Raw genomic sequence first — 21607 nt, 5'->3', positions numbered from 1 at the left:
GCCTCCAGCCGGCCGGCCGGGCGGCGTACGCGCGAGGGTCGAAGCTGAGGGTGCGCCGGCCGCAACCGAGGCATGAACCGCCGACCTGTATGGAGCGGGGCGCGCTCAGGCTGGGTTGGCCGCTCGTAGCGGGTGGCGTCCCGTCAGGTGGTGTAGGGGATCAAGGCACTGGAATGCGCAGACCAGGGACGGTGGCTCGGCCCGACCGGGCGCCCAGCTCGCCCTGCCAGGAGGCTTCGTGGAAAGCCACCTCCGCACAGATCTCCAGATCTCCCTGGGCCTCGGCCCCGGAACGCCCAGCGCTTGATCCTCTCCGCCACGTCGCGGGACACGACCTCGTAGCGTGCCGTAGTGACGGCGGGCCGGGTGCCGCGTGAACCGTCTGCCTTGCCGGCCGGCTGTCCCAGGGTATGCCGGCGGCGCGGTGTCCGTCCGCGGCCCGACCCGGCACAGACGTGTCCCGGCCGGTTGGTTTTGGAAGTCGGCGTGTCGGCCGTGGCTGCCCTGTCATCCGGGGCGGACTCCTCACCGCATTCCTTGCCGGAACCGGCCTCGAACTCGCCATAAGGGCAGCTCAGATTCCGTGTTTCGCCAGGCAGAAGGGATGACCTGCCGGATCCAGGAGTACCCGCCATGCGTCGGGGCGCGGCTGGAAGGACGGCACAGTGGCGCCCAGGGCCAGCATCCGCTCCTGGGCGGCGTCCAGGTCGTCGACGCTCAGTTCCGGGTGAGCCTGCTTGCCCTGGGCCGGATCGGGCCAGGTCGGGGGGCGGAAGTCGGCCTGGCGGATGAAGCCGAGGCCGGGCGCCCCTTCCCTGCCGAGCAGGACGAAGTCGTCGCTGCTGTAGAGCACGGGCAGATCCAGGGCACTGCTGTAGAAGCGCGCCGGCTCATGCGGGTCAAGGCAGTCGAAGTCAATGGAGAGGAGACGTATCTCGGGTGTGCTCATGAACCGGACGGTAGGCCATGACCAGGACAGCTTGTGTCCTGGTCATGGTGGACACTGTTGACTGTGACCAGGACCTCCTCCCGCCTGCTGCGCCTGGTGTCGCTGCTGTCCGCGCGCCCGGTGTGGACGTGTCGTGACCTGGCCGAGCGGATGACGGTCACCGACCGCACGATCCGCCGGGACATCGCCCGGCTGCGGGACCTGGGCTACGGCGTCGAGTCCGAGCCCGGCCCCTGGGGCGGCTACCGACTCAGTCCCGGCGCCCGGATGCCACCGCTGGTGCTGGACGACGAGGAGGCTCTGGCCGTCGCCGTCGGCCTGCGCGAGGCTGCTCTCAGCGGAGTCCTCGGCACCGGTCAAGCCGCCCTTTCAGCGCTGCTCAAGCTCCGCCAGGTCCTGCCCAAACACCTCGCAGACCAGATGGCCGTACTGGAGGGAGCCCTCGATCACACCCCCCGCTCCGGCGAACCGCAGATCGACATGCCCATGCTGCTGGAACTGACGCGGGCCTGCAGCAGCGGGCTGCGCGCGACCCTGTCCTACCGAGACCACGCCGGCCGCGCCACTGTCCGGGAGGTCGACCCCTACCGCATGGTCCATACCGGCCTTCGCTGGTACCTGGTGGCACGCGACGTGGTCAAGCAGGAGTGGCGCACGTTCCGCGCCGACCGGGTGAGCGACGTGCACTCCACCACCGAACCATCCGACCTGACCGATCCCCCTGAGGCAGCGCAGCTGGTCTCCCGGGGCATCGCGAGCGTCACCTACCCCGTGTACACGACCATCCGCCTTCCGCTGCCCCTGGACCGCGCCCTGGAAGCGGTCCCGCCCACCATCGGCACCCACAGCCCCGACGGCCCCGAAGCCACCGTGGTCCGGATCGGCGGCAACAGCGCCGAGCACCTGGCCGCTTACCTCCTCAACCTGGGCACCCCGCCGACCGTGCTGTCCCCGAACGAAGTGCGCGAAGCACTTGCCCGGCGGGCCCAAGCCCTCCTGGCAGCCAACAGCTGACGGCAAGAATCAAGGTGGCTGCTGCCGCGGCTGGCCGAAGTGCTGGACGGGCATGCCGTGGTGGCCACGCCGCTTTCGACCGGGGAGTATTCCAGCGGGAACTGCGCCGTCACCTCGGCGACGTGCATGCCGCCCGGGCCTGGCCTGGTCGCTTGCGCCGGCACGACGCCATGGTGCCCTACGCGGTGTGGCACGGTCTGCGGTCTGCGGTCTGCGGTCTGCGGTCTGTGGTCTGCCAAGCGTGGCACCTACTGCAGCCAGCCCCTCGGTGGGCCGCACGACGCCGTCGCCGACTGCCGCCTCCTTCTCGGCAAGCTTCGTGCCATGGCCAAAGCCCCTGACCCGCAGGTGACCAGCGGACAGCCTTGGCGCCGTAACTGCTTGATCACCTCACTCGTTCATCTCCGCGAGATTCCGGAGCAGGAAACCGGCTTCACCCCCCGGCCGGAATCTCCGGCTGCCGCGATGAGGACACACCTCTGGAAGACAGCCGTGGTGCAGTCGGTCCGCGCCCTCCTCTGCTCGGTGCGGGCCGACTGCTGCAAGCGCGAGAGCCGCCAAGGAACGCCGCACGGCTCTGGCCCGGGGTCAGGCGGTGGCGCGTGACCACCAGGCGGCCACGTCACCGCCGACGAGACGTCGGCCGACGTGCCTCCCAAGGCCGATCCGCCCGCATCCTTCCTCCCGCAACGTCGTTGAACTGCGCGAATGCGGATGTACACCCTGGGCGACCGAGCGCCCTCGGCCGGCTCAACCAGGGTGCGTATCCGCTCCTCCCGGTTGAGCCTGCCGGTGAGATGGGGCCCCGGGACGTCATGGCCTCGAAAGTCCCGGGGCCCTCACCCACAGAAAGGGCATGCGGTCGTCAGTTGGCGACGTCCCCGTTCGGCACAGCCGGCAACGGGCATCGGGTAGACACGGTTTGTAGCACAGTGCTCTGCTGGTTGATCATCGACGGCAGGAGGACGCCCATGGCCACCGGCACGGTGAAGTGGTTCAACGCAGAAAAAGGATTCGGGTTCATCCTGCAGGACAGCGGCGGGCCCGACCTGTTCGTCCACTGCACGGGCATCACCGGCTCCGGCTACCGGGAAATGTACGAGGGCCAGAAGGTCAGCTTCGAGGTCGTCCAGGGACACAAGGGACTGCAGGCCGAGAACGTCACCCCTGCATGCCCCCCGGACAGTGCCCCGCCGCCCAACCGCGGAGTACGAGGTCAAGCCCGTTCAGTGAAACTCCGCGTAGAGACGCCGGACGGAAACGGAAATCGTGGTGCCGGCGGAGGAATCAGCGGCCGATGCCTGCCCCGGCTGTGGGTGCCAGTCGCCGGATCCCGCCGACAGGGAAGGACCCTGCGACCTCCCCAGGCGCCATGGCCCTTCCCCGGCCGGCTCCAGATGGCTACCCGTACACCCGGGTCTTACGCTGTCACAGCTGACGGCCGGTGATATCCCCGCCGGGGTCGTCGGCCAGCACGATCGCCGCGGTGATCCGTTTGCCCACCGGTTCACGGTGGATGGCGAAGCTCTGGCCGACCGCCATAACGATCTCCAGCCCATGCCGGCCGATCCGGGTCGGGTCAGGCGCGAGGATCACCGGCGGGGTCGGGTTGCTGTCCCACACGGCCACCTCGATGGCACCGCCGCTGATCTCCAGGGTGAGCAGGCACGGTCCGGGCGCGTACTTCCGGGCGTTGGTAACCAGCTCACTGACGACGAGCTGCACCATGCCCATCGCCCGTCCGGACACCGGCAGCCCGTGCACGGCCTGCACATCGGTGAGGAAGCAGCGGGCCAGGCCGCGGGCAACGGCGATGTCCTCGCTGCCCTCGAACGCGCCGGACACCGAGAGAACGTCCCCCAGCAGCGATTGCCCGTCCTCGCCGCCTGCTGTCTGTTCCATGCCGACCCGCCCTCGCCCCGCGCCCACACGTGCTTCGCTCGTTTGCCCCCGAACCTTCACATCAGGCCGGTCAAGCACGAGGTATGAGTCACGCTGGGTAGAGCGTGAACGCTTCACCGCGGCGGGAGCGGACCACGGTGAAGTGGCGTCTGTCGAGTGCGGCGACGCGCAGCGTCTTGATCCGCCCGGCGACGGCAATGACCGACGCGTCCGTGCCGCCGAGCGGCAGACTCGCGTACTGGCGGACCAGTTCGCCCATGCGCTGCAGGTCATCCGGTATCAACCCCGTGACCGTGCCGTACGCGCCGGCGGCTAGGAGCGTGTCCCAGTAACCGACGCCGGGCTGGTTCTGGCATCGGATGATCGTTCCCTCGCCCGAAACGCGATGTCGCATTTCCGCCAGTGCCAGTGGCTCGCTCACGAGAGAGTCAGCGAAGGCTCGTGTTCCCGATCGCGGGCCTGTCCGTCTGGCACTCCGCGAAAGGCACAGCGCATGCACGTCGTCCCCGGGCTCAAGGTCCTGTACTTCGGAACTCCGGTGGTGCTGATCAGCTCACTCAACGAAGACGGCACGGCCAATCTCGCGCCGATGTCCTCGGCGTGGTGGCTGGGCCAGTCCTGCATGCTCGGTCTCGGCAACAACGCCCAGACCACCGCGAACTTGCTGCGGGAGGGCGAGTGCGTGCTCAACCTGCCCTCGTCGGCGATGGTCGATGCTGTCGACCGGATCGCGCTCACCACCGGGAAGCAGGCCATGCCGGACTACAAGAAGGAGCAGGGCTACCGGTACGAGCCGGAAAAGTTCTCGGCAGCCCACCTGACCGAGCAGGCATCGGACCTGGTCCGGGCCCCCAGAGCCGCGGAATGTCCGGTCCAGCTGGAGTGCAAGGTCGCCTCGGCCCATCCCTTCGGCGGCCCCGAGTCGCACGCCACCGCCTTCGAGGTCGAAGTCCTTCGCGCCCATGTCGCGGAAGACCTGGTCATCCCGGGGACGCACTACGTGGACCCGCTCGGCTGGGACCCGCTGATCATGAAGTTCTGCGAGTTCTTCGGCGGCGGCCACAACGTTCACCCGTCGAGGCTCGCCGAGGGCTGGAACATGCCGCACCAGCTCCAGTCGACGGTCGCCTGAGCAGGCATCCGGCGGCCACCCGCCTGCATCTCGTGACCATTCGTGCGAGATGATCACGGTATGCGCCACAGGGACGGGTTATTCGATGCCGAGCCGGTTGAGCCGAAGCAGCCGCGGGCACGTCCGACGGTGGTGTACAAGCGGTTCCGGGCATTCGACCCGCACCAGATCCTGCTGCTGCCGCCGTCACTGGACGACTGGCTGCCCGAAGACCACCTGGCCCGCTTCGTCGCCGACCTGGTTGACCAGGCGCTCGACCTCGCGCCGATCCTGTCCGACTACACCGAGAAGCGCGGCTACCCGCCCTGAGCTTCCCCCGTTGCTCGGGAGGTGTTGGTCAGCTGGTCAGCTGGGGTTGATGGGTGTTCAGGTTCGTCCGTTCGGCTGCTGCCTGTTCGGCGTAGTGCTTCTCCTCGTACTCGATGGGGCTGAGGTAGCCGAGCCGTTTCTGGATGCGGCGGGGGTTGTAGAAGCCGTCGAGGTATTCGAACAGCGCGAGGTTCGCCTCGGCCCGGGTGGCAAAGACGCGGCCGCGGATGCACTCGGTTTTGATCGTGGACCACAGGTTCTCGGCGAGGGCGTTGTCGTAGCTGTCGCCGACCGACCCCATGGACGCTTCAACGCCTGCCCTGACCAGTCTTGTTGTCAGCTTCACGGAGGTGTACTGCCCGGAGCAGCCGTGATCGGCGTGATGGACGAGTGTGCCGGGTGTGACCTCGCGGGAGGCGAGGGCGTACTCCAGGACGGTGAGGACCAGGTCGGCGTCCGCCTTGTGGGAGGTCTCCCAGGCGACCACGCGGCGGGAGAAGCGTCACGGATGGCTGACAGCCACGTGGCCCCTCGTGCGTGGGGATCATCGTCAGGTCGGTGACCCACAGCCGGTTCGGCGCGGGCGCGGTGAAGTCGCGCTGCACCAGGTCGGCGGCGAGGCCGGCGTCGGGGTCCCGGCGGGTGAAGCCCCTGGTGCGGCGCGGGCTGACGCCTTGCAGGTCGGCCTGGCGCATCAGGCGTTCGACGCGTTTGCGGCCCACGTGCACGCCCTCCCGTTTGAGCTGGGCATGGATGCGGGGCGAGCCGTAGATCCCGCCGGAGTCGGCGTGGATCCTGCGGGTGTGCTCGGTCAGTTCCGCATCGCGCCGCCGGCGCTCGCACGGCTCGGGTTCCGGCGGACTGTTTGATCTTCATGGTGTCACTGGGATGTTGACGGTGCCGAGGGTGGGCGCGGTCGTCATTCGGCGGTGACTTCGGCGACAGCGGCGCATGCGCTGGTCTCGTCGACGATGGGTCTGCCCTCGGCGCAGGCGGACAACAGGGCCTGAACGGCGAGGTTGTTGACGGCGCGGGGATAGCCGCGGGCGGTGTCGTGGATCAGTGTGATCGCGTCGTCGGCGAACAGGGTGTCGGTGCGGCCGGCCAGCGCGAGGTGGCGGACCAGATAGGAACTGGTCTCCTCTCCGGTCATGGACGGCATGTTGTAGCGGACCTGGATGCGCTGGTCGAGGGCGGCCAGGACACCGAGTTTGATCTTGTGCCGCAGGGTCGGCTGGCCGTGCAGCAGGCATGCCAGCGGGCTGGAAGAGTCTTCTCTGAACTTGTGACTCGTCGCTGTTCGTGATTCTGGCCTGCGGTTCAGTGTCCGGTCGCGCGGGTGACGGCGTTCGCGATCAGGGCTGTATTGACGGTGTCGAGTTCTGTGAGGGCCTCGCGTAGGTCGACGGGGACACCTTCGCCGATGCTGGCGGCGATTCGCAGCATCCTGGCTTCGCTTCCTGAGCAGGGAAGACGTCCGCGGTTGAGGGCCATCACGGAGCGAGGCCAGTCGATGCAGGTGGTCACTTCTGCGGTGTCGAAGTCGGTCCCGGTGAACAGGAACTGGTCCCGGAAGTCGGCGCGGTGGAGCCAGCAGCGGTGGGCGATGAGGAGTTCGACGGCGGCGGTCGAGTTGTGCAGGCCGCGGGCGTGTGCTCGCAGCCGCAGGTGGAGGTGTTCGTCCGGGACGGTCATGCGGATCCTTTCCAAGGGTGGCGTCCGCTGGTGATGTGGCTGCCGACGAGGTGCGAAGGGACAGCGGGCATTCCGAGGTCGACGGCGGTGTTCTGGCGGATGATCTGGTCGACTTGGGCGAGCTTCTGCTGGGCTCCGGCGAGGCTGACCTTGAGTCCTTCGACTTCGCCGAGCCAGCCTTCGCGTTGGGCTTCGTTGATGCGGGCGAGCAGGTTGTCGTGTACTTCGGCCAAACGGTTTCGCTGGGTCGGCTCGGGCCGCAGGAGAGGACATCGCAAGCAGGAATGCTCATGGATGCAAGGAGTGCTGAACGCCCGCCCGCAGGTGCCCAGGGCGACCTTGCGGCGTTCGAAATGGCCGAGGAATTCCTCCCACTCCTCCTCGGTCGGCAGCCTGTACTCCTCGGTGGGGCGGAGCGATCGGCGAGGGGTGATGAAGGCTCGGTGCCCGTTGATGACTTCTTCGGGATAGACCGCCTTGTAATGCATCGTGGTGTTGATGTCCTTGTGTCCGACCACGAGTTGAGCGATGTGCGGCGGCATGCCGTTCATGACGGCATCGGTGATGAAGAGCCTGCGCAGGTCATGGGGACGGAAGACCAGAGGCTGGCCGCTGGCATCGGTGATCCCGGACTCGGTGAGGGCGTCTTTGAGCAGACCGCGGATGGCGGCTTCGGCGATCGGCCGGTTCTCCACTCGAAGGCGTCGTTGGAACAGCAGCGGTGCGGGCGGGTTCCAGGTGCGTTCGTGCCGGTCGTAGTCGACCACGAGCGGGACTGCTCCGCTGCTGTCGCGGACGCGGGAGACGATCGCCGACAGGACGTCGGCCAGCTCTGGGGAGATGACCAGAAGACGCTCCGTATCGGTCTTGGACGGGGCGATGTGCAGCAGCGGGATGAGCTCTCCGGTGGAGGGCAGGACGTACTGGACGAAGCTGTGATGGCTGAGTTCTTTCAGCTCCTCGATCCTCAGGCCGGTGGCGCGAAGAACCTCGACCGCGGCCCAGGTCCAGAATCCGCGGTGTTCTTCGAGGGTGAGGTCCCGGCGCTGCCCGGTTTCCGGGTCGTCGGCCCAGATCCGGGCGCCGGCCTGCCGGGTCGTGACCGAGCGGCGCAGTCGCTGATCCCCGCTGGTGAACTCCTGGCCTGGGGCGACCTGTTGGGCGGCCGCCAGCCACTCGGCGCTCTCCCGCCGTCTTCGGTCGGCCGTGGCCACCAGGACGGGCAGAATCGGCATCTGTTCGCGGGTCCGCTGGTCCATCCGCGACTTGCGGTGCTGACGTTCCTTGGCGTGGGATGCCTCCTCCAGGCGGATCGGGCAGGGAACCACCCACGGCCCCCAGCGGGCGGGATCCTCGGTGGCCCAGTGCGCGATGTCCAGGTAGAAGGCGCGCACGGTGGTCAGGCAGTTCAGGGCGCCGGCGCGGGGCCGGGTGCCGCGTTTGGTGGTGACGACCTGGATCCGCTTCTTCCGTGCCGCCACGACCGCCGGGGTGAGCCGGATGTCGCTGATGCCCGGATGGTGCAGCTCGAGGTCTTTCCAGAACAGGCGCCCGAGCTGGTAGGCGAGGTGACGAAGACTGCTGTGGTCGAGCCCGACCTGGCGTTCTCGGAGGTAGTCCACGATGAGGTCCCGGACCGGACGACAGACGATGTCATAGCGGTCGATCAGCTCCTCGATGGGCAGTTGGCCTCGGGTGCGGAACACCCGCACGGTGTTCGGGGCGTCCTCCGGGAACACGTCGAGCGTGTGAAGTGCCTGGTAGAAGCTCAGATTGTTGCGCTTGCGCCGGTTGCCGACGCCCTTCTCGGAGATGTACTCCAGCAGCTCCAGGCAATCGCCGACGACGATGTCGCGGACACCGCCGCCTTTGGCCGCGATGATCGTGGCGATCCGGCAGAGGACCTCCATCCTGGTCGCAGGCGGCGGCTTGTCCATCGACCGCTCCGTGCCGTCTTCCATCAAGGCGTTCAACTCGGCGAAGGTCTCGGGATCGCGGACGCGTGCCATGTCCGCGGCCAGGTAGCGGACCGTGGTGGGGGCGGTGAGCCAGTGCAGGGACGGACGGATCACATCGGCGCAGATCAGGGTCCGCAGAGCGCCGCCGAGGTGAAGATAGGAGTCCTCGACGAATCCGATCTCCTTGGAGCGGATCCAGTCCATCACCAGTGCCCGCCAGGCCGCGGTGCCCGCGGTGGCCTCGGCTCCGCCGGCGCTCCAGCGTTGCTGCCAGGTGTCACCGGGCTGGTCGGCGAGCCAGTCCAGCGTCCGTCGAAGCCCACGGCGGCGTTGGGCCTGGCTGGTGGGGTTGTCGGGCAGGAACGGCGGTGCGAACAGGCATTCCAGGACCTGCTCGCGCGTCCGCTCGGTGGCCGACCACGTGGCCGGGGTCGAGCGGGGCGGAAACCGGATGAGCAACTCTGCGACGTCGTCCGTCGGCCGGCCGAACGCATCGGGCTTGTCGGCTGCGAGAGACGGCGGGTCGACATGGCGGTGCCGTCCCTTGACGACGTTCATGGCTCGTCCCTGCGGAAGAGGATGTCGAGTGACTCGGGCCGATACCGCAGAGGCTCCTGAGCTCCAGCCCCGCCGGCTTGCCGATCGGCATCGCCGCGTTGGCGGGTGTGGTGCGCGAGCACGCTGGCGATCACGTCCTCGACCGGAGCCGAAATATATATTTGAGTGGTCGATAAATGGGCGTGTCCGACACGGCAGCTGTAGTTCTTGATCACGGCTGGTCGTGGCAGCGGTGTCGTTGCTGGTGGCAGGCGGTTGCGACGGCTTGGTGACGGCGCCTCCAGGCGATCCAGCGCAGGACATGATCACGGTCGCGGGCGGCTGGGGGCAGCACGATGGCCCGCAGGAGACGGATGAGCTCGGGACAGGTCAGCGGGACGAGTCCGGGTTGCCGCTCGGAGCCCTCATGGATGGCTGCGGCCGTGAGAGCGAGGACGACGGCGGCGAACAGGGAGAACAGTGACCAGCGCATCCAGGAGTTCCAGCAGGTCACCTGACCCTGGTCGAGCCCGGTGAAGCCCTTTGTGAGCTGGAACGTTTCCTCGATCCGCCACCTGCGCGAGATCACTTCCATCAGTGTGGCGAGGGCGACGTCGCCGGGTGCCCAGCAGCGGAAGTAGGACACCTCGCCGGTGTAGCGGTGCCGCCGCGCGACCAGCACGCTCGTCCCCGCCCCGGCCGCGTTCTCGTTCTCGTTCTCGTTCTCGTTCTCGTTCTCGTTCTCGTTCTCGTTCTCGTCGGGAGTGTCGTCGGGGCGGACGTCGAGCCAGGCCCAGTCGTACTCGCGGGTGCCCTTGGTGCCGTGTCCGGTCTGCCGGCGCATCCACTGCTCGGGACGCACCTTGTTGATCAGTTTGCGGGCCTCCCACCGGCGGCCGCCCCCGTCGGTGACCTGGTACGTAGCGGCGATGCCGACCGTGTAGCCCAGACCCAGTGAGCGTATGCCCCGGCGCAGTTCACGCCCGCAGTACACCTCGTCGCCCGCGAACCAGCGTGCCTCGATCCCCGTGGCGAGTGCGCCGGTGACCATGGACAGCGCCTGCTGCGGCTTCGTCGCGAACCCGACCTCCTCCGGCACCCCGGCGACCTCGCGGCGTTCCTCGTCCGCGGCCCAGTCCGCCGGGAGATACAGGGCCCGGTCGATGATCACCTTCGTGGTCGCGGAGACCGCCGCCAGATGCACCGCCACCTGACACAGACCGACACCGCCGATCGCACCCGAGTACTGCCGTCCGGCTCCCACACACTCCGTCGAGGACTTCGCATCGCCCGTCTCGTCCACCACCAACACCACGTCCTGCCCGGCGAGTTCACCGGCCACCAGGCGGACGATCTCCTTCCCCGCCCGATCGTGATCGAACCGGGCACGGGACAACAGGTGCTGCAGCCGGTGAGGGCCCGGATGTCCCAACGCCTGCCCGAGCGTCCAGCAGTTCCGCGTGTCCACCTCCAGCAACAGTCCGGCGACCAACTCGGCGGCTGTCGCCCGCGTTTCACGCCGTGTGAAACAGCCCGCGACGGTTGCCATGACCCTCCCGAATGTCTCGCCCCACGTCTGCTCCGCTATCGTGGCCTCCGCGGCCACCGTGTCTTGATACGTCGTCACAAACGTTCATGATCGCGGTGGCCGTCCTCATGCCCGCACGCACCCCCGACAAGACACTGACCAGACCAGACGCTGGAACTACAGCTGCCGTGTCCGAGGACCCATTGCACGTCGGTGAGCGGCATCTGCGGGTCGCGTGCCATGCGGTAAGCGGCGGAATGCCGCAGGTCGTGGAGGGTCCAGTTCGTGCCGAGTACGGCGTTGGCCCGGGTGAACATCGCTCGTGCGGCGTGGTAGTTCAGGGCCCGGAACGGCCTGCGCAGCGTCCACCACAGTGGTTCGTCCCGCCCCTGCGGGACCAGCCCGTGAATCTGAGCCTGGTAGAGCCGAAGCCAGACGAACGCGTCGGGCGCCGCGGGTAGTTGCTGCAGCGCGCGCGTTCCCTTGCGGACCACGGTGATCAGCTGCTGGCCTGGATCGGCATCGGCCTGCCGGACGCCCAGCAACTCTGAGGCGCGGGCGCCGGTGGAGATCCAGAACGCGACCAGCGCACGGTCTCGCAGCGAGGGCAGCAAGGCGAACAGCTCGTTGAACTTCTCATCCGGGATGTTGCGTGGAATGCGCTGCGGCAGTGCCGGACGGAACAGCCCGGACTTCTGATTGCGCGCGGGCTCGATCGGGCTGCGGTGGGTATTGATGCCCCGGCCCCTGCGGCCCCGTGCCAGCGGGAAGGGGTTGACCATCGGGCCGGTCCCGGTCTCAAGGTGGAAGTCGTAGAAATGCCGCAGCACGCTCTCGCTGTGCGCGGTCGTCGTCACGGCGTACTTCACGCCGGGCGAGGGCTTCCCCGTCACGGGGTTCAGGGTCCCCGGCCGCAGTGAACCAGATGTCCCCGGTGATGCAGCGGGCCTGTTCCGCCGGGGCTTGTCGGTGAGCTGCAGCCACCGGGAGAAATCCCGGGCTTCGACGCGGGTCACCTGGTCCCAGGGCGCCTCGATCGCCCAGAGGAACCGGAACCACCTCAGCAGATCCATCCCGTAGGACCGCTGGGTCGTTGCAGCACGCCCTGCAGCCTGGAGATCGTTCAAGTACGCCGACACGGACGGCACGATCTGCCCCGAAAAGTCATGCAGTTGGTACGGCTCCCACGGATCGTCCGTAGCCCGTAGGGCCCCGGCCAACGGGACCGCGATCGTGGCCAGGTCCCGACGATCGTCGTCTTCTCGAATCATGGATCGGGAACGTAACGGCCCGAGCCAGGGGCTGTCCGCTGAACTGGCAAGTGAAGTCCAGTAGTTCAGTCAACAGGTCCATGTCGTAGTTGGTCAGCATCCGGATCGCTTCCAGCTGCTCGTGGTCGAGCAGGTGTGCCTCCTCGATGATCAGGATGGGGACGCGGCCGCGCTCGTTGTTCTCGGTGGCGAGCAGGGCGGTGGCCTGCGGGATCAGCGTGGACTTGTGCGGGCGCGGGACGCCGCCGAGCGCGGTGACGGTCGCGTGGGTGGATGCCCGCGACCCCGACGGCGGGGTTCGCCAGGTAGATCACTTTGTGGCGGGGATGGTCCAGTTGGTCCGAGCTGTGGACCCAGCGGCCGCACGGCCCGGCGCCGGTCATGCCGGTGGGCTCTCTTGGCAGCTACTTTGCATGGGTCTGACCTGGCGGGAGGACCCCCGCTGACGGGTTGGCGGGCGACCGGCATCGGCGCGGGGTGGCATCTGCCAGGATGGGGGCATGGCGGGAGAGACGAAGACACACGACGAACGGCTCCGGGACCTGGAGGCGGAAGCGTTCCGTACGGGGCGCACCCTGGCCGGGCATGGTGAGCAGCTCGGGGAGATTCGCGAGCAGCAGACCACGGCGTTCGGGAACATTGACTCACTCGCCAACGCCATCGGCGCACCCGGAGAACGCACGATCACACAGCGATTGGATGGCATCGAGCGGGTTCTGTTCGCTCTGGCCCGGGCCCAGGGCATCGACCCGGATGCTCTGGCTTGAGAAGGACCCTTCCGTCACGCGCATACTGGTTCCGCTTGAACGGCTGTGGCCGGTCAGACGGTCGCTGGGCGGCGAGGGCCGTGACTGGACCGACCGGGAGTCGTGGTCTTCAAGCAGTTCGTGCCTCTGTCGCCGAGTGGGAGCATCACCCAGACCGGACTGCGCAAACGGCACAGTCGACGCGGCTGACATCGTCTCGACAGACCCGGCAGGATCCCGCTTCGGACTCGTCCCGCTCGAGGACCCCAAGCACATCTTCGCTGCACAGAACGTGGTTCCCGTCTTCAGGCAGGATGTCTGCTGCTGTGACCGGGCGCTGCGCAGGGGCATTGAACAATGAACGAGCGGGCCACCCAAAACTGTGCGGCCCGCCCCGTCCATGAGCGGCTTTACCTCAGCCGTGGCGGCTCAGAAGGCGAACGCCGAAGCCCCCTGCGTTTCCTTTATGCACGGATTGGCGAAGGTGTGCTCGTAGTTTACGCGCGTACCGCGCCATACCCCTTGAACGGTGACGACAATGGGACGGTATTCCCTGGTGCAGAGCTGGCCCGTCTCATTTCCCCGGAGTGTGGCCAAGCGGTCGAGGTTCCCGTTCACACGGTCCAGGTCCGCACAGGCTTGCCGCGGGTCGGGGTGCGTGCCCGTGGTGGTGTACGCACAGTTCAGTGTGACAGCGCGTTGTGGTGCGGCCGTCGCGGCCTTCTCGCCGTGGCCGGTGGTCATGACCAAGGCGGAGGGGGCGTACAGCGAGGCCGGTGCGGCGGCGGGCGCACTGTGGGCGGGCACGCTCAGAGGGCCGGCAACGGCCGTGGTGAGCAGGGCTCCTGTCATGGCCCAGCGTGTCATCGGGCGCATGGTGCAACTCCTTTCTGTTGCGGTGTCCGATGCCTCGAAGTACCCGCCTCGCTCCTGTCGCCACAGGCCGCTGGAGCCGAATTCTGTCCGGCCATTGGAATTCGGACCCCATTGCTCGTTCAATCAGTGGCCTGATTGGCTGACCGGTCCTCATGGTGGAGGAGGTGAGAGGCCATCCGTTCCCTTCGCAGAATGCAGGCGTGGCCGATTCACTCGGGGCGTGAAATGGCCTGAAAGTGGGGATTTGATTGCAGCCCCGGACGAGGGGAAGGCGCAGGGCAGGCGGTATGAAGGCACGGCCTGAGGTACGGCTGGCTCCTGGGCGATGAGAGTGGGGTTCGGACAGCTGTCTTCGCTGCATAGTGCGGAGTTGGCGCGGAAGGCCGCCGGCCTGCTGGAGGACCCGCAGCCGGCACCCGTCTGGCGCTGACCGTCGCCCGCGACGCGGCATGCAAGGTCGCCGGATCCCTGGGCTTGATCCGCTTTGACGGACATCTGAGATCAGGGGCTTCAGCCCCGGAAGGATGATGTCCATCATGGAGAGCATGGGGAATTGCGACGCGAGGTTGCTGCCTTGTAGCGGGGGCCACAGCGAGAGAACGTGGCTCCTCCGATCCGTGACCGACGGTCGGTCCGCAGCCTCGGGTGCGTCCGCGGCAACGTGGGGGTGCTGAGCCGAGGTGGTCAAGCTCAAGGGACGGTGGGCCATCATCGAGCCACAAGCGAAGCGGAAGTCCGGGCGGGTGAACCATCGTGAACCCTCGTACGTACGAGTCGTCAGATCTACACCGCGTCTATGGCGAGCAATCGGCGGTGGAAACTCCTGGTGCTGCGAAGCACATCACGGCGGGGCCCTGTTTTCCCGGGGCCACGGGAAGAAACAATTCCCTTCCGTAGGTCACCGTGGGAGTCGGCTCACAGAGGGCGCCCAATCCGGATGCAACTATTGGTAGTGGAACGCGGAAACCCCGTACGGGTCCGGTTTGTCAGCCGGTAGGCCGGAGGTAACGAAGGCGGAAGTCCCGTGCGGGAACAGGATGATCCAAGAAGCGAATGCCGCTAGGGCGAAAGCCCAGAGGAAAGGCCAGACGCAGGGGACTCTCCCCCCTCTGGCTATAACTCGGCGGATACCAGCCGTCCGTGGCTGGACCCGAAAGGGAGCTGACGTGGATCAGGTAGGCCATGTAAGGACACTGGGTGGGAACTTGCACCGAGGCGCAAGTTAGACAGAGGGGGAACGACGCAGTGGCATCCGCTTCGTTGGTTCGCCTGATGAACGGACCCGAGGGCGACGCCGAATTCTGGACCAGCATCAACTGGCGCCAGGAAGAGGAGTCTGTAAAGCGACTTCGCCAGCGAATCTACAGGGCCGCTAGGAACGGCAACCTGAAGCAGGTGCGCAACCTGCAAAAGCTCATGCTGCGATCCAGAGCAAACGCCCTGACAAGCGTGCGCCGGGTGACACAGCAGAGCACCGGAAAGAAGACAGCAGGCATCGACGGGGAAGTTGCACTGACTCCGAAGAATCGTGGGAAGCTGGCCCGGCAGACCCTTGCCGAGCCCAGTCTTCCTGCGGCGCCTGTGAAGCGTGTGTATATTCCGAAAGCCAACGGGAAGCGAAGACCGCTCGGTATCCCCGTGATTCGAGATCGAGTGAACCAGGCAAGGGCCAAGAACGCCCTTGAGCCGGAATGGGAAGCACGATTCGAGGGGCGGAGCTATGGATTCCGACCGGGACGTGGATGCCACGATGCCATCGAGGCGATCTTCTTAGCGGCGGCCCAGAAGAAAGCACGGCGCCTGTGGGTTCTTGACGCAGATCTGTCGGCAGCTTTCGATCGCATCAGCCATGAGCAACTGATGGACACCATCGGCCTGTTCCCAGGCCGGCGGCAGATCCAAGGGTGGCTTCGGGCTGGGGTCATGGAGCAGGGCACCTACGCGCACACGACCGAGGGCACGCCGCAAGGCGGAGTCATCAGTCCGCTGCTGCTGAACGTCGCCCTGCACGGGATGGGGGATGCAATTGGCGCCAACCGGCCACAGGCGGGACGGAGGGCGCCATCCCCGACCCTTATTCGATACGCGGACGACTTTGTAGCGATCTGCACTACGAAGGACGAAGCGGGTGAGCTAAAAGTCCAGCTGGCGGAGTGGCTTGAGCCGAGAGGGTTGGCCTTCAACGAGGAGAAGACGCGCGTCGTCCACCTCGAAGATGGATTTGACTTCCTCGGTTTCAACGTCCGGCGCTACAACGACAAGATGATCACCAAACCGAGTAAGGATGCAGTACGGCGAGCCAGGAAAAGGGTCAAGGGTATCGTCCGAGCACATCGCGGACAGTCAGCCGAAAGGTTGGTGGATACCCTGAACCCCTTCGTGAGAGGGTGGTCGACCTACTATCGGCACGCTGTCTCAAAGCGAACGTTCAGGACGCTCGACGCCTACACGTACGCCACCCTGAAAAGGTGGGCCTTGCGAGTTCATCCGAACAAGACCACTCGGTGGGTCAGGGAGCGCTACTGGGGAGAGTTCCGCAAGGGCCGAGGTGACAAGTGGGTGTTCGGCTCTCCGGCCAAACATCTAGTGAAGTTCGCCTGGACCCCTATCGTGCGACACACGCTCGTCAAGAGCGACGCATCGCGGGATGACGCGGAACTAGAGACGTACTGGACGCTCAGAGCCCGAAAGCGGTTGCCGGAGATCGAATCGAAGAGAATCCTCTCCCTCGCGAACCGCCAGAAGGGACTGTGCACCAGGTGCGGTCAGGATTTGATCGAGGGTGCGGGGTATGACCCCGACGATGTCCGCGATTGGGCGAGCTGGTTCACGGCGCTCTACCGGGGCGTTCATGTGCACCACCTCACCTACCGCAGTCGAGGTGGTTCCGACCACCTCGGAAACCTGGAAGTCATTCACACGCAATGCCACCGGCAGCTTCGCGCCGGTGACCGGAAGAAGGATGCGAATTCCCAACGGCCATAGGCCCGCTTGAGCCGGATGCGGCGTGAGTCGCACGTCCGGTTCTGAGGGGGCGGGAGCGCGGTAATGCGCTCCCGCTACCCGGCGAAGAAGCCGCGTCCTCGCCGCTCGTTCAGCCGGAGTTCAAAACCGAGATCGTCGAGCTGTGCCGGCGCGGTGACCGCTCGGTCGGTCAGGTCGCCAAGGACGTCGGCCTGACCGAGACGGCGGTGCGGGACTGGGTCCGCCAGGCCAAGCGGCACATCACCGACGACGCCGCGGGCTACAAGATCCTGCCGGCCCTGCTGGTCGAGTACGGCGACAGCGAGGAGAACCCGATCCCGGTCGCGGTCGAGACCTCGCGGGGCCTGCTCGTCGCGGTGCTGCGGACCGGCAAGCGGCAGGTGTCCGCGATCAGCCCGATGGCCGCCGCCGCTACCGCGACCGGCACTCGGTCTCGCGCAAGAAGTCCGGCCCCGGCGACGCCCTGGTCCTCGCGAACATCCTGCGCACCGACATGCACGCCCACCGGCCGCTGCCCGATGACAGCGGCCCCGGCCGGGCCATCGCCGTTCTCGCCCGTGCTCAGCAGGACTCTCTGCGGAACCGGCAGCAGCTGTCCAACCAGCTCCGCTCGCTGCTGAGGGAGTACTACCCGGCCGCCCGGGCGGCCTTCGAACCCTGGCGCAACGGCCTGTGCCGGCCGCAGGCCCGGGAGCTGCTGAAGGCGGCCCCGACTCCGGCCCGGGCCGCGCGATTGACCCGCATGCAGCTGGAGGCCGCGCTCAAGCGGGCCGGCCCCAAGCGCGGCATCACGGCCGAGGCCGAGCGGCTCCGTGGCGTCTTCCGCGCCGGCTACGCCCACCAGCCGCCGCTGGTCGAGGACGCGCTGGGCAAGCAAATGCTCGCCCTCCTGGTCCAGTTGGAGGCCGCATGCACCGCCGCCGACGACCTCACGAGGCGGTCGAAGAGGCTTTCCCCCAGCACCCGGACGCTGAGATCACCCTCGGCTTCCCCGGCCTCGGCATCCAGCCCGGCGCCCGGGTGCTCGCCGAGACCGGAGACGACAAGACCCGCTTCGCCGACGCCGGCGCCTCGCCCATCACCAGGGCCTCCCGCAAGAAGTCGAGCATCACCCGCAGGTGGGTCAGGAACGACCGGCTCAACCACGCCGGCTACCTCTGGGCCTTCGCCTCCATCACCGCCTCGCCCGGCGCCAAGACCCACTACCGGCGCCGCCGCGACGACCAGGGAGACTGGCACGCCGCCGCCCAGCGCAACCTCTTCAACCGCATGCTCATTTGATTTCCGTTGCGGCCGATTGGGCTGCGACGAGTTTTTGCCTGGTCGGCCCACGGCTCGTGCCACCCGCCGCGCCGTGCGGGCCGTGGTCTGCCTCGGGGCGCGGCGGGTGCGAGGGGGTGTTACTCGGTGATCTTCAGGAGCTTGTTGGGTGTGCCTGCACCTGGGCTGGTGATCTTGTCGGGGGTGGCGCTCTTGGTCAGGGCGGTGGCGACGTCCGCGGGGGTGGCGTCCTTGTGGCCGGCGAGGTAGACCGCGGCGGCGCCGACGACATGGGGGGTGGCCATCGAGGTGCCGGAGAGGACCTTGGTGCCCTCGTCGCTGTCGTTCCACGCGGAGGTGATGTCCGAGCCCGGCGCGTAGATGTCCACTACCTCACCGAAGTTGGAGAAGTCGGACTGGGCGTCGTCCTTGGTGGACGAGGCGACGGTGAGGGCCTCCTTGACGCGGGCCGGGGAGCCCTTGCCGGCGTCGGCGGAGTCGTTGCCGGCTGCGACAGCGAAGGTGACGCCCGCGGCGATGGCCTTGCGAACGGCCTCATCGAGGGCCTCGTCGGCGCCGCCGCCCAGGCTCATGTTGGCGACGGAGGGCCCCTGGTGGTGCTGGGTGACCCAGTCGATGCCGGCGACGACCTGCTCCGTGGTGCCGGAGCCGTTGTCGTCGAGGACTCTCACGGCAACGATCTTCGCCTTCTTGGCGATGCCGTACGTGGCACCGGCTATGGTGCCGGCGACGTGGGTGCCGTGACCGTTGCCGTCGTCGGCGCTGTCGTCGTTGTCGATCGCGTCGAAGCCGTGCGTGGCGCGGCCTTCGAAGTCCTTGTGCGAGATGCGGACGCCGGTGTCGATCACGTAGGCGGTGACGCCCTCGCCTGCGGAGTCGGGGTAGGTGTATTTGCTGTCTCCGGCGGTGTCGGCCTGGTCGATGCGGTCCAGGCCCCATGAGGGCGGGTTCTGCTGCTCCGCGTTGATGGTGAACTTCTTGTTCTGCACGACCTTGGCGACGGCCGGGTCGGCGGCCAGGCGCTTGGCCTCGGTCTGTGAAAGGCCGCCGGCCGAGAAGCCGTTGATGGCGGAGCGGTAGGTGCGCTTCAGTGTGCCGCCGTACTCGTTGGCCAACTCCTGCTTGTCGGCCTGCTGGTCGAGCATGACGATGAAGCTGCCCGCGACGGCGCCGTCGGCGTTCGCTCCGTAGATCTTGCCCTCGGCGGGCGCCGCGGCGCCGGCGGAGAACGGGTTCAGCAGCGTGACGCCTGCCGCGGCGGCCGCGACGGTGACGGCGGTGAGCCGGATCCGGTTCGAGCGCTTGTGAGTTGCCATGAAGAGGGGTCTCCTCGCCGGTCTTTGTGGGGGGTTGAGTGTTCAACCGCAAAATCTCCGGTGATCTGCGGTGGAAGCCGTGACTCATTGATGTGCTCATGCAGTGGATTCCATGCACTCGCGACCCGATCAGCCGCGGGTCAGCGCGGGAACCGGACAGAACCGGGCCCCGCCGCGACACGCCCGGCTCTCCTTCGCATGTATGGGGCTTCCGTCGAGAAAACGTGAACCTTCCCTGCGTCCCCGTGTCGAACCGGACGGGCAGGGCAGACGCGCGCGCTGCGCGCGCCGAGCGTGAAAGCCCTGCGGAAAACGTGGGCGCCGTGAGGAGGCGCAGCAGTCAGAGAAGCTACTCGCGGGTATCGAATCGGCTTGAATGATCTGGGTGTTGAGCTTCCGCTTCGCTCACCTCACCCTGATTCGTGTACTTGCACAGAGTGTGTCCCCCGATGAGCTCGATGGGAGGGTACGGGGCCTGAATCTGGTCCCCATGGGGCCGCGGCCTGGGAGGCACGTGCCCGGCCGCACGAGCGTCGGACATGATCGCGCCGGCGCAGATCCACGACGTGACCTCCCAGCGCGTGGGACGCAGGCCGCCCCTTCAGCTGACGGGGCGACCCCCTCGAGGAGTTCATCGACGTCGGCGATGAACTCGTACCGCTCCGTTTCCGGCTCGAGGCCGCAGACCATCAGACGCACCGCGTGGCGTTGATCCGGCCTGTCAGGTCAAAGCGCGCATCACCGTCACGTCTCCACGAATCGAACAGCCCGCCAGCGCAGATCCGTCCAACGGAACCGCACGAGAAGAATGAGGGGAACTGACGTCCAGGAGACCGGACTTGGGCCTTTGACCGGCGGGGTCTGTGGCCCTGGGGCTGGTGTCATGGACAGTGGCCTGCAAGGCGGGCCCGGTGGGCGTCTGCATGTGTCAAGCGCGGTCGGAGCCGACCGGACCCTGGCAGTCGAGGACGGCGACGCGGATTTCACCACGTCGCCCCGGCCGGCAGCAGCCCCGGAGAAAGCCATGGCCAACAGAGCCGGCCGGGTCGATGCTCGGCAGCCTGTCCTTCTGTGACTGCTCCCGCGTGCACGTTCTGCCGGCTGCCCGCGAACGCGCCATGGGGGCCGGGTATCTCCTCGGCTGCAGGAGTTCCACCTTCTGCGCGGCGGTAGGCCAGCGGGCCGGCAGGGCTTCCGCGGTCATAGGAGATGCCGACGACGGCAAGTCCGGCCCAGGCATGCGCGGCCTTCTCTCGGCCGATGGGCAGACGCTCCTGCTACTGCAGCCGTCCCGCCTGACAATGCTGGTCGTGGTGCTGGACCGCTTCCTCGGGAAAAGCGCGGGCCATCCAGTCTTCTGGTGCGCCGACCTGGTGCAGCGTCTTGATCTGCCAGTCGTAGTCGCTTCCTTCGGGGCCGGCGTGGACGCGTAGGCAGATGGGGTGTTACCGCGAGAGGGCATGAAAAGGCCCCTCACCAGCAGGTTTCCCACCGACGAGGGGCCGTCTCAGGCAGCCTGGGCCGTCTCTGGGCCGTCGTGAGCGTAACCGGCGGCCCGGTACATCGCGGAGATGGCATTGCGCGTCCGGCTCTCGCCGGACGGCATGAGATGCGTGTACACGCGGAGCGTGAACCCCGGATCGCCGTGACCGAGGCAGAGACTCAAAGCCTTGATGTTCTCCCCGGCGTCCAGGAGGACCGAGGCGTAGAAGTGCCGCAGGGCGTGCATCCCGTGCTCGCGGGCCGCCGCGTAGCGCTGCCCCTTCTCGGGGGCGGGGATGATGCCGGCCGATGCCAGCGCGGGTTTCCAGGACTGGTCGTTGAACCCCTGGCTCCAGATGGCGGCGCCGATGCTGCTCGTGAAGACGAGCCAATGCGTGCCCTTCCGGCCGGTCGGCGTCAGCCAGGGCAACGCAACTTCGACCGGCGGGAACTGCTTCATGTGCTCCTGCAGCGCGGCCGATACCTCGCCGGCGAGGGGCACATCACGCACCTTGCCGCGCTTGGGCGGAGCGAAGACGAGCGGAGCGCCGTTCCCGACTGCGGGCACATTGCGGCGAGCATTGAGAGGCTTCCATCCCGTCCACCGTCGACCCAGGCAGAACCGA

At 67.4% G+C, this 21607-nt stretch carries 18 protein-coding genes and 4 pseudogenes; 9 read left to right on the top strand and 13 right to left on the bottom strand.

Features of this window, described 5'->3' with window-relative positions; genetic code table 11:
* Nucleotides 1–574: 574 nt before the first annotated feature.
* The gene (locus tag OG331_RS47860; protein WP_406191765.1) at nucleotides 575–949 is read right to left on the bottom strand and encodes a VOC family protein; all 375 of its coding nucleotides are present in this window, start codon (nucleotides 947–949) and stop codon (nucleotides 575–577) included.
* A gap of 63 nt (nucleotides 950–1012) precedes the next feature.
* Here OG331_RS47860 and OG331_RS47855 point away from each other — a divergent pair, with 63 nt between their 5' ends.
* Both OG331_RS47855 and OG331_RS47850 read left to right on the top strand, forming a co-directional pair.
* A complete protein-coding gene (locus tag OG331_RS47855; RefSeq protein ID WP_406191767.1) occupies nucleotides 1013–1963 on the top strand; it encodes a helix-turn-helix transcriptional regulator in 951 nt (316 codons plus the stop codon).
* Nucleotides 1964–2934: 971 nt separating this feature from the next.
* Nucleotides 2935–3135 (top strand): annotated as a pseudogene (locus OG331_RS47850) (cold-shock protein); the annotation flags it as partial.
* A gap of 256 nt (nucleotides 3136–3391) precedes the next feature.
* On the opposite strand, the gene OG331_RS47845 reads toward OG331_RS47850, so the two are convergent.
* Both OG331_RS47845 and OG331_RS47840 read right to left on the bottom strand, forming a co-directional pair.
* Nucleotides 3392–3865 carry an ATP-binding protein gene (locus tag OG331_RS47845; protein WP_406191769.1) on the bottom strand — a complete coding sequence of 158 codons (474 nt, stop codon included), beginning with the start codon at nucleotides 3863–3865 and terminating at the stop codon, nucleotides 3392–3394.
* 88 nt (nucleotides 3866–3953) lie between these two features.
* A complete protein-coding gene (locus OG331_RS47840; protein ID WP_406191771.1) occupies nucleotides 3954–4286 on the bottom strand; it encodes a hypothetical protein in 333 nt (110 codons plus the stop codon).
* A 72-nt stretch (nucleotides 4287–4358) separates the two neighbouring features.
* On the opposite strand from OG331_RS47840, the gene OG331_RS47835 reads away from it, so the two are divergent.
* Nucleotides 4359–4997: a flavin reductase family protein gene (locus OG331_RS47835; RefSeq protein ID WP_406191773.1), complete on the top strand. Its 639-nt coding sequence runs from the start codon at nucleotides 4359–4361 to the stop codon at nucleotides 4995–4997.
* A 60-nt stretch (nucleotides 4998–5057) separates the two neighbouring features.
* Nucleotides 5058–5303 (top strand): annotated as a pseudogene (locus OG331_RS47830) (IS1182 family transposase); the annotation flags it as partial.
* Nucleotides 5304–5334: 31 nt separating this feature from the next.
* Here the strand turns inward: OG331_RS47830 and OG331_RS47825 are convergent.
* The 7 genes and pseudogenes from OG331_RS47825 to OG331_RS47795 all read right to left on the bottom strand — a co-directional run bounded on the left by OG331_RS47825 (nucleotide 5335) and on the right by OG331_RS47795 (nucleotide 11917).
* Entirely contained in the window at nucleotides 5335–5793 is a 459-nt protein-coding gene (locus OG331_RS47825) for a transposase (protein ID WP_406191775.1), read from the bottom strand.
* A gap of 181 nt (nucleotides 5794–5974) precedes the next feature.
* A pseudogene (locus OG331_RS47820) lies at nucleotides 5975–6121 on the bottom strand (IS3 family transposase); the annotation flags it as partial.
* A 104-nt stretch (nucleotides 6122–6225) separates the two neighbouring features.
* Nucleotides 6226–6459: a hypothetical protein gene (locus tag OG331_RS47815; RefSeq protein ID WP_406191777.1), complete on the bottom strand. Its 234-nt coding sequence runs from the start codon at nucleotides 6457–6459 to the stop codon at nucleotides 6226–6228.
* A 167-nt stretch (nucleotides 6460–6626) separates the two neighbouring features.
* On the bottom strand, nucleotides 6627–7001 hold the full coding sequence (locus tag OG331_RS47810; protein ID WP_406191779.1) for a hypothetical protein: 375 nt from the start codon (nucleotides 6999–7001) through the stop codon (nucleotides 6627–6629).
* Entirely contained in the window at nucleotides 6998–9517 is a 2520-nt protein-coding gene (locus OG331_RS47805) for a tyrosine-type recombinase/integrase (protein ID WP_406191781.1), read from the bottom strand. The genes OG331_RS47810 and OG331_RS47805 overlap by 4 nt, the downstream gene beginning before the upstream one ends.
* A 211-nt stretch (nucleotides 9518–9728) precedes the next feature.
* Nucleotides 9729–11045 (bottom strand): IS701 family transposase, encoded by a 1317-nt coding sequence (locus tag OG331_RS47800; protein ID WP_406191783.1) that lies wholly within the window; start codon nucleotides 11043–11045, stop codon nucleotides 9729–9731.
* A gap of 74 nt (nucleotides 11046–11119) precedes the next feature.
* Nucleotides 11120–11917, bottom strand: coding sequence for a tyrosine-type recombinase/integrase (locus tag OG331_RS47795; RefSeq protein ID WP_406191785.1), 798 nt, complete (start codon nucleotides 11915–11917; stop codon nucleotides 11120–11122).
* An 878-nt stretch (nucleotides 11918–12795) separates the two neighbouring features.
* Here OG331_RS47795 and OG331_RS47790 point away from each other — a divergent pair.
* Together OG331_RS47790 and OG331_RS47785 are read left to right on the top strand one after the other, a co-directional pair.
* Nucleotides 12796–13062 carry a hypothetical protein gene (locus OG331_RS47790; protein ID WP_406191787.1) on the top strand — a complete coding sequence of 89 codons (267 nt, stop codon included), beginning with the start codon at nucleotides 12796–12798 and terminating at the stop codon, nucleotides 13060–13062.
* Entirely contained in the window at nucleotides 12995–13402 is a 408-nt protein-coding gene (locus OG331_RS47785; protein WP_406209481.1) for a glycine betaine ABC transporter substrate-binding protein, read from the top strand. Before OG331_RS47790 ends, OG331_RS47785 begins: the two co-directional genes overlap by 68 nt.
* A 68-nt stretch (nucleotides 13403–13470) precedes the next feature.
* Here the strand turns inward: OG331_RS47785 and OG331_RS47780 are convergent, their stop codons facing one another.
* Nucleotides 13471–13917 carry a subtilase-type protease inhibitor gene (locus OG331_RS47780; RefSeq protein WP_406191791.1) on the bottom strand — a complete coding sequence of 149 codons (447 nt, stop codon included), beginning with the start codon at nucleotides 13915–13917 and terminating at the stop codon, nucleotides 13471–13473.
* 1272 nt (nucleotides 13918–15189) lie between these two features.
* On the opposite strand from OG331_RS47780, the gene ltrA reads away from it, so the two are divergent.
* Both ltrA and OG331_RS47770 read left to right on the top strand, forming a co-directional pair.
* Entirely contained in the window at nucleotides 15190–16902 is a 1713-nt protein-coding gene (gene ltrA, locus OG331_RS47775; protein WP_406191793.1) for a group II intron reverse transcriptase/maturase, read from the top strand.
* 227 nt (nucleotides 16903–17129) lie between these two features.
* A pseudogene (locus OG331_RS47770) lies at nucleotides 17130–18177 on the top strand (transposase); the annotation flags it as partial.
* 125 nt (nucleotides 18178–18302) lie between these two features.
* Here OG331_RS47770 and OG331_RS47765 read toward each other — a convergent pair.
* Nucleotides 18303–19499, bottom strand: a complete 1197-nt coding sequence (locus tag OG331_RS47765) for a S8 family serine peptidase (RefSeq protein WP_406191315.1) — start codon at nucleotides 19497–19499, stop codon at nucleotides 18303–18305.
* A gap of 1049 nt (nucleotides 19500–20548) precedes the next feature.
* On the opposite strand from OG331_RS47765, the gene OG331_RS47760 reads away from it, so the two are divergent.
* Complete coding sequence (locus tag OG331_RS47760; RefSeq protein ID WP_406191795.1) at nucleotides 20549–20932, top strand: hypothetical protein; 384 nt, start codon at nucleotides 20549–20551, stop codon at nucleotides 20930–20932.
* A 74-nt stretch (nucleotides 20933–21006) separates the two neighbouring features.
* On the opposite strand, the gene OG331_RS47755 is transcribed toward OG331_RS47760, so the two are convergent.
* Nucleotides 21007–21549 carry an integrase gene (locus OG331_RS47755; RefSeq protein WP_406191797.1) on the bottom strand — a complete coding sequence of 181 codons (543 nt, stop codon included), beginning with the start codon at nucleotides 21547–21549 and terminating at the stop codon, nucleotides 21007–21009.
* Nucleotides 21550–21607: the final 58 nt, after the last annotated feature.

The sequence above is a fragment of the Streptomyces sp. NBC_01017 genome (genome assembly GCF_045162795.1).
GTDB classification, from domain to species: domain Bacteria; phylum Actinomycetota; class Actinomycetes; order Streptomycetales; family Streptomycetaceae; genus Streptomyces; species Streptomyces machairae.
The sequence above is the reverse complement of the archived record's forward strand: the minus strand, read 5'-3'. Positions and strand labels throughout refer to the sequence as shown.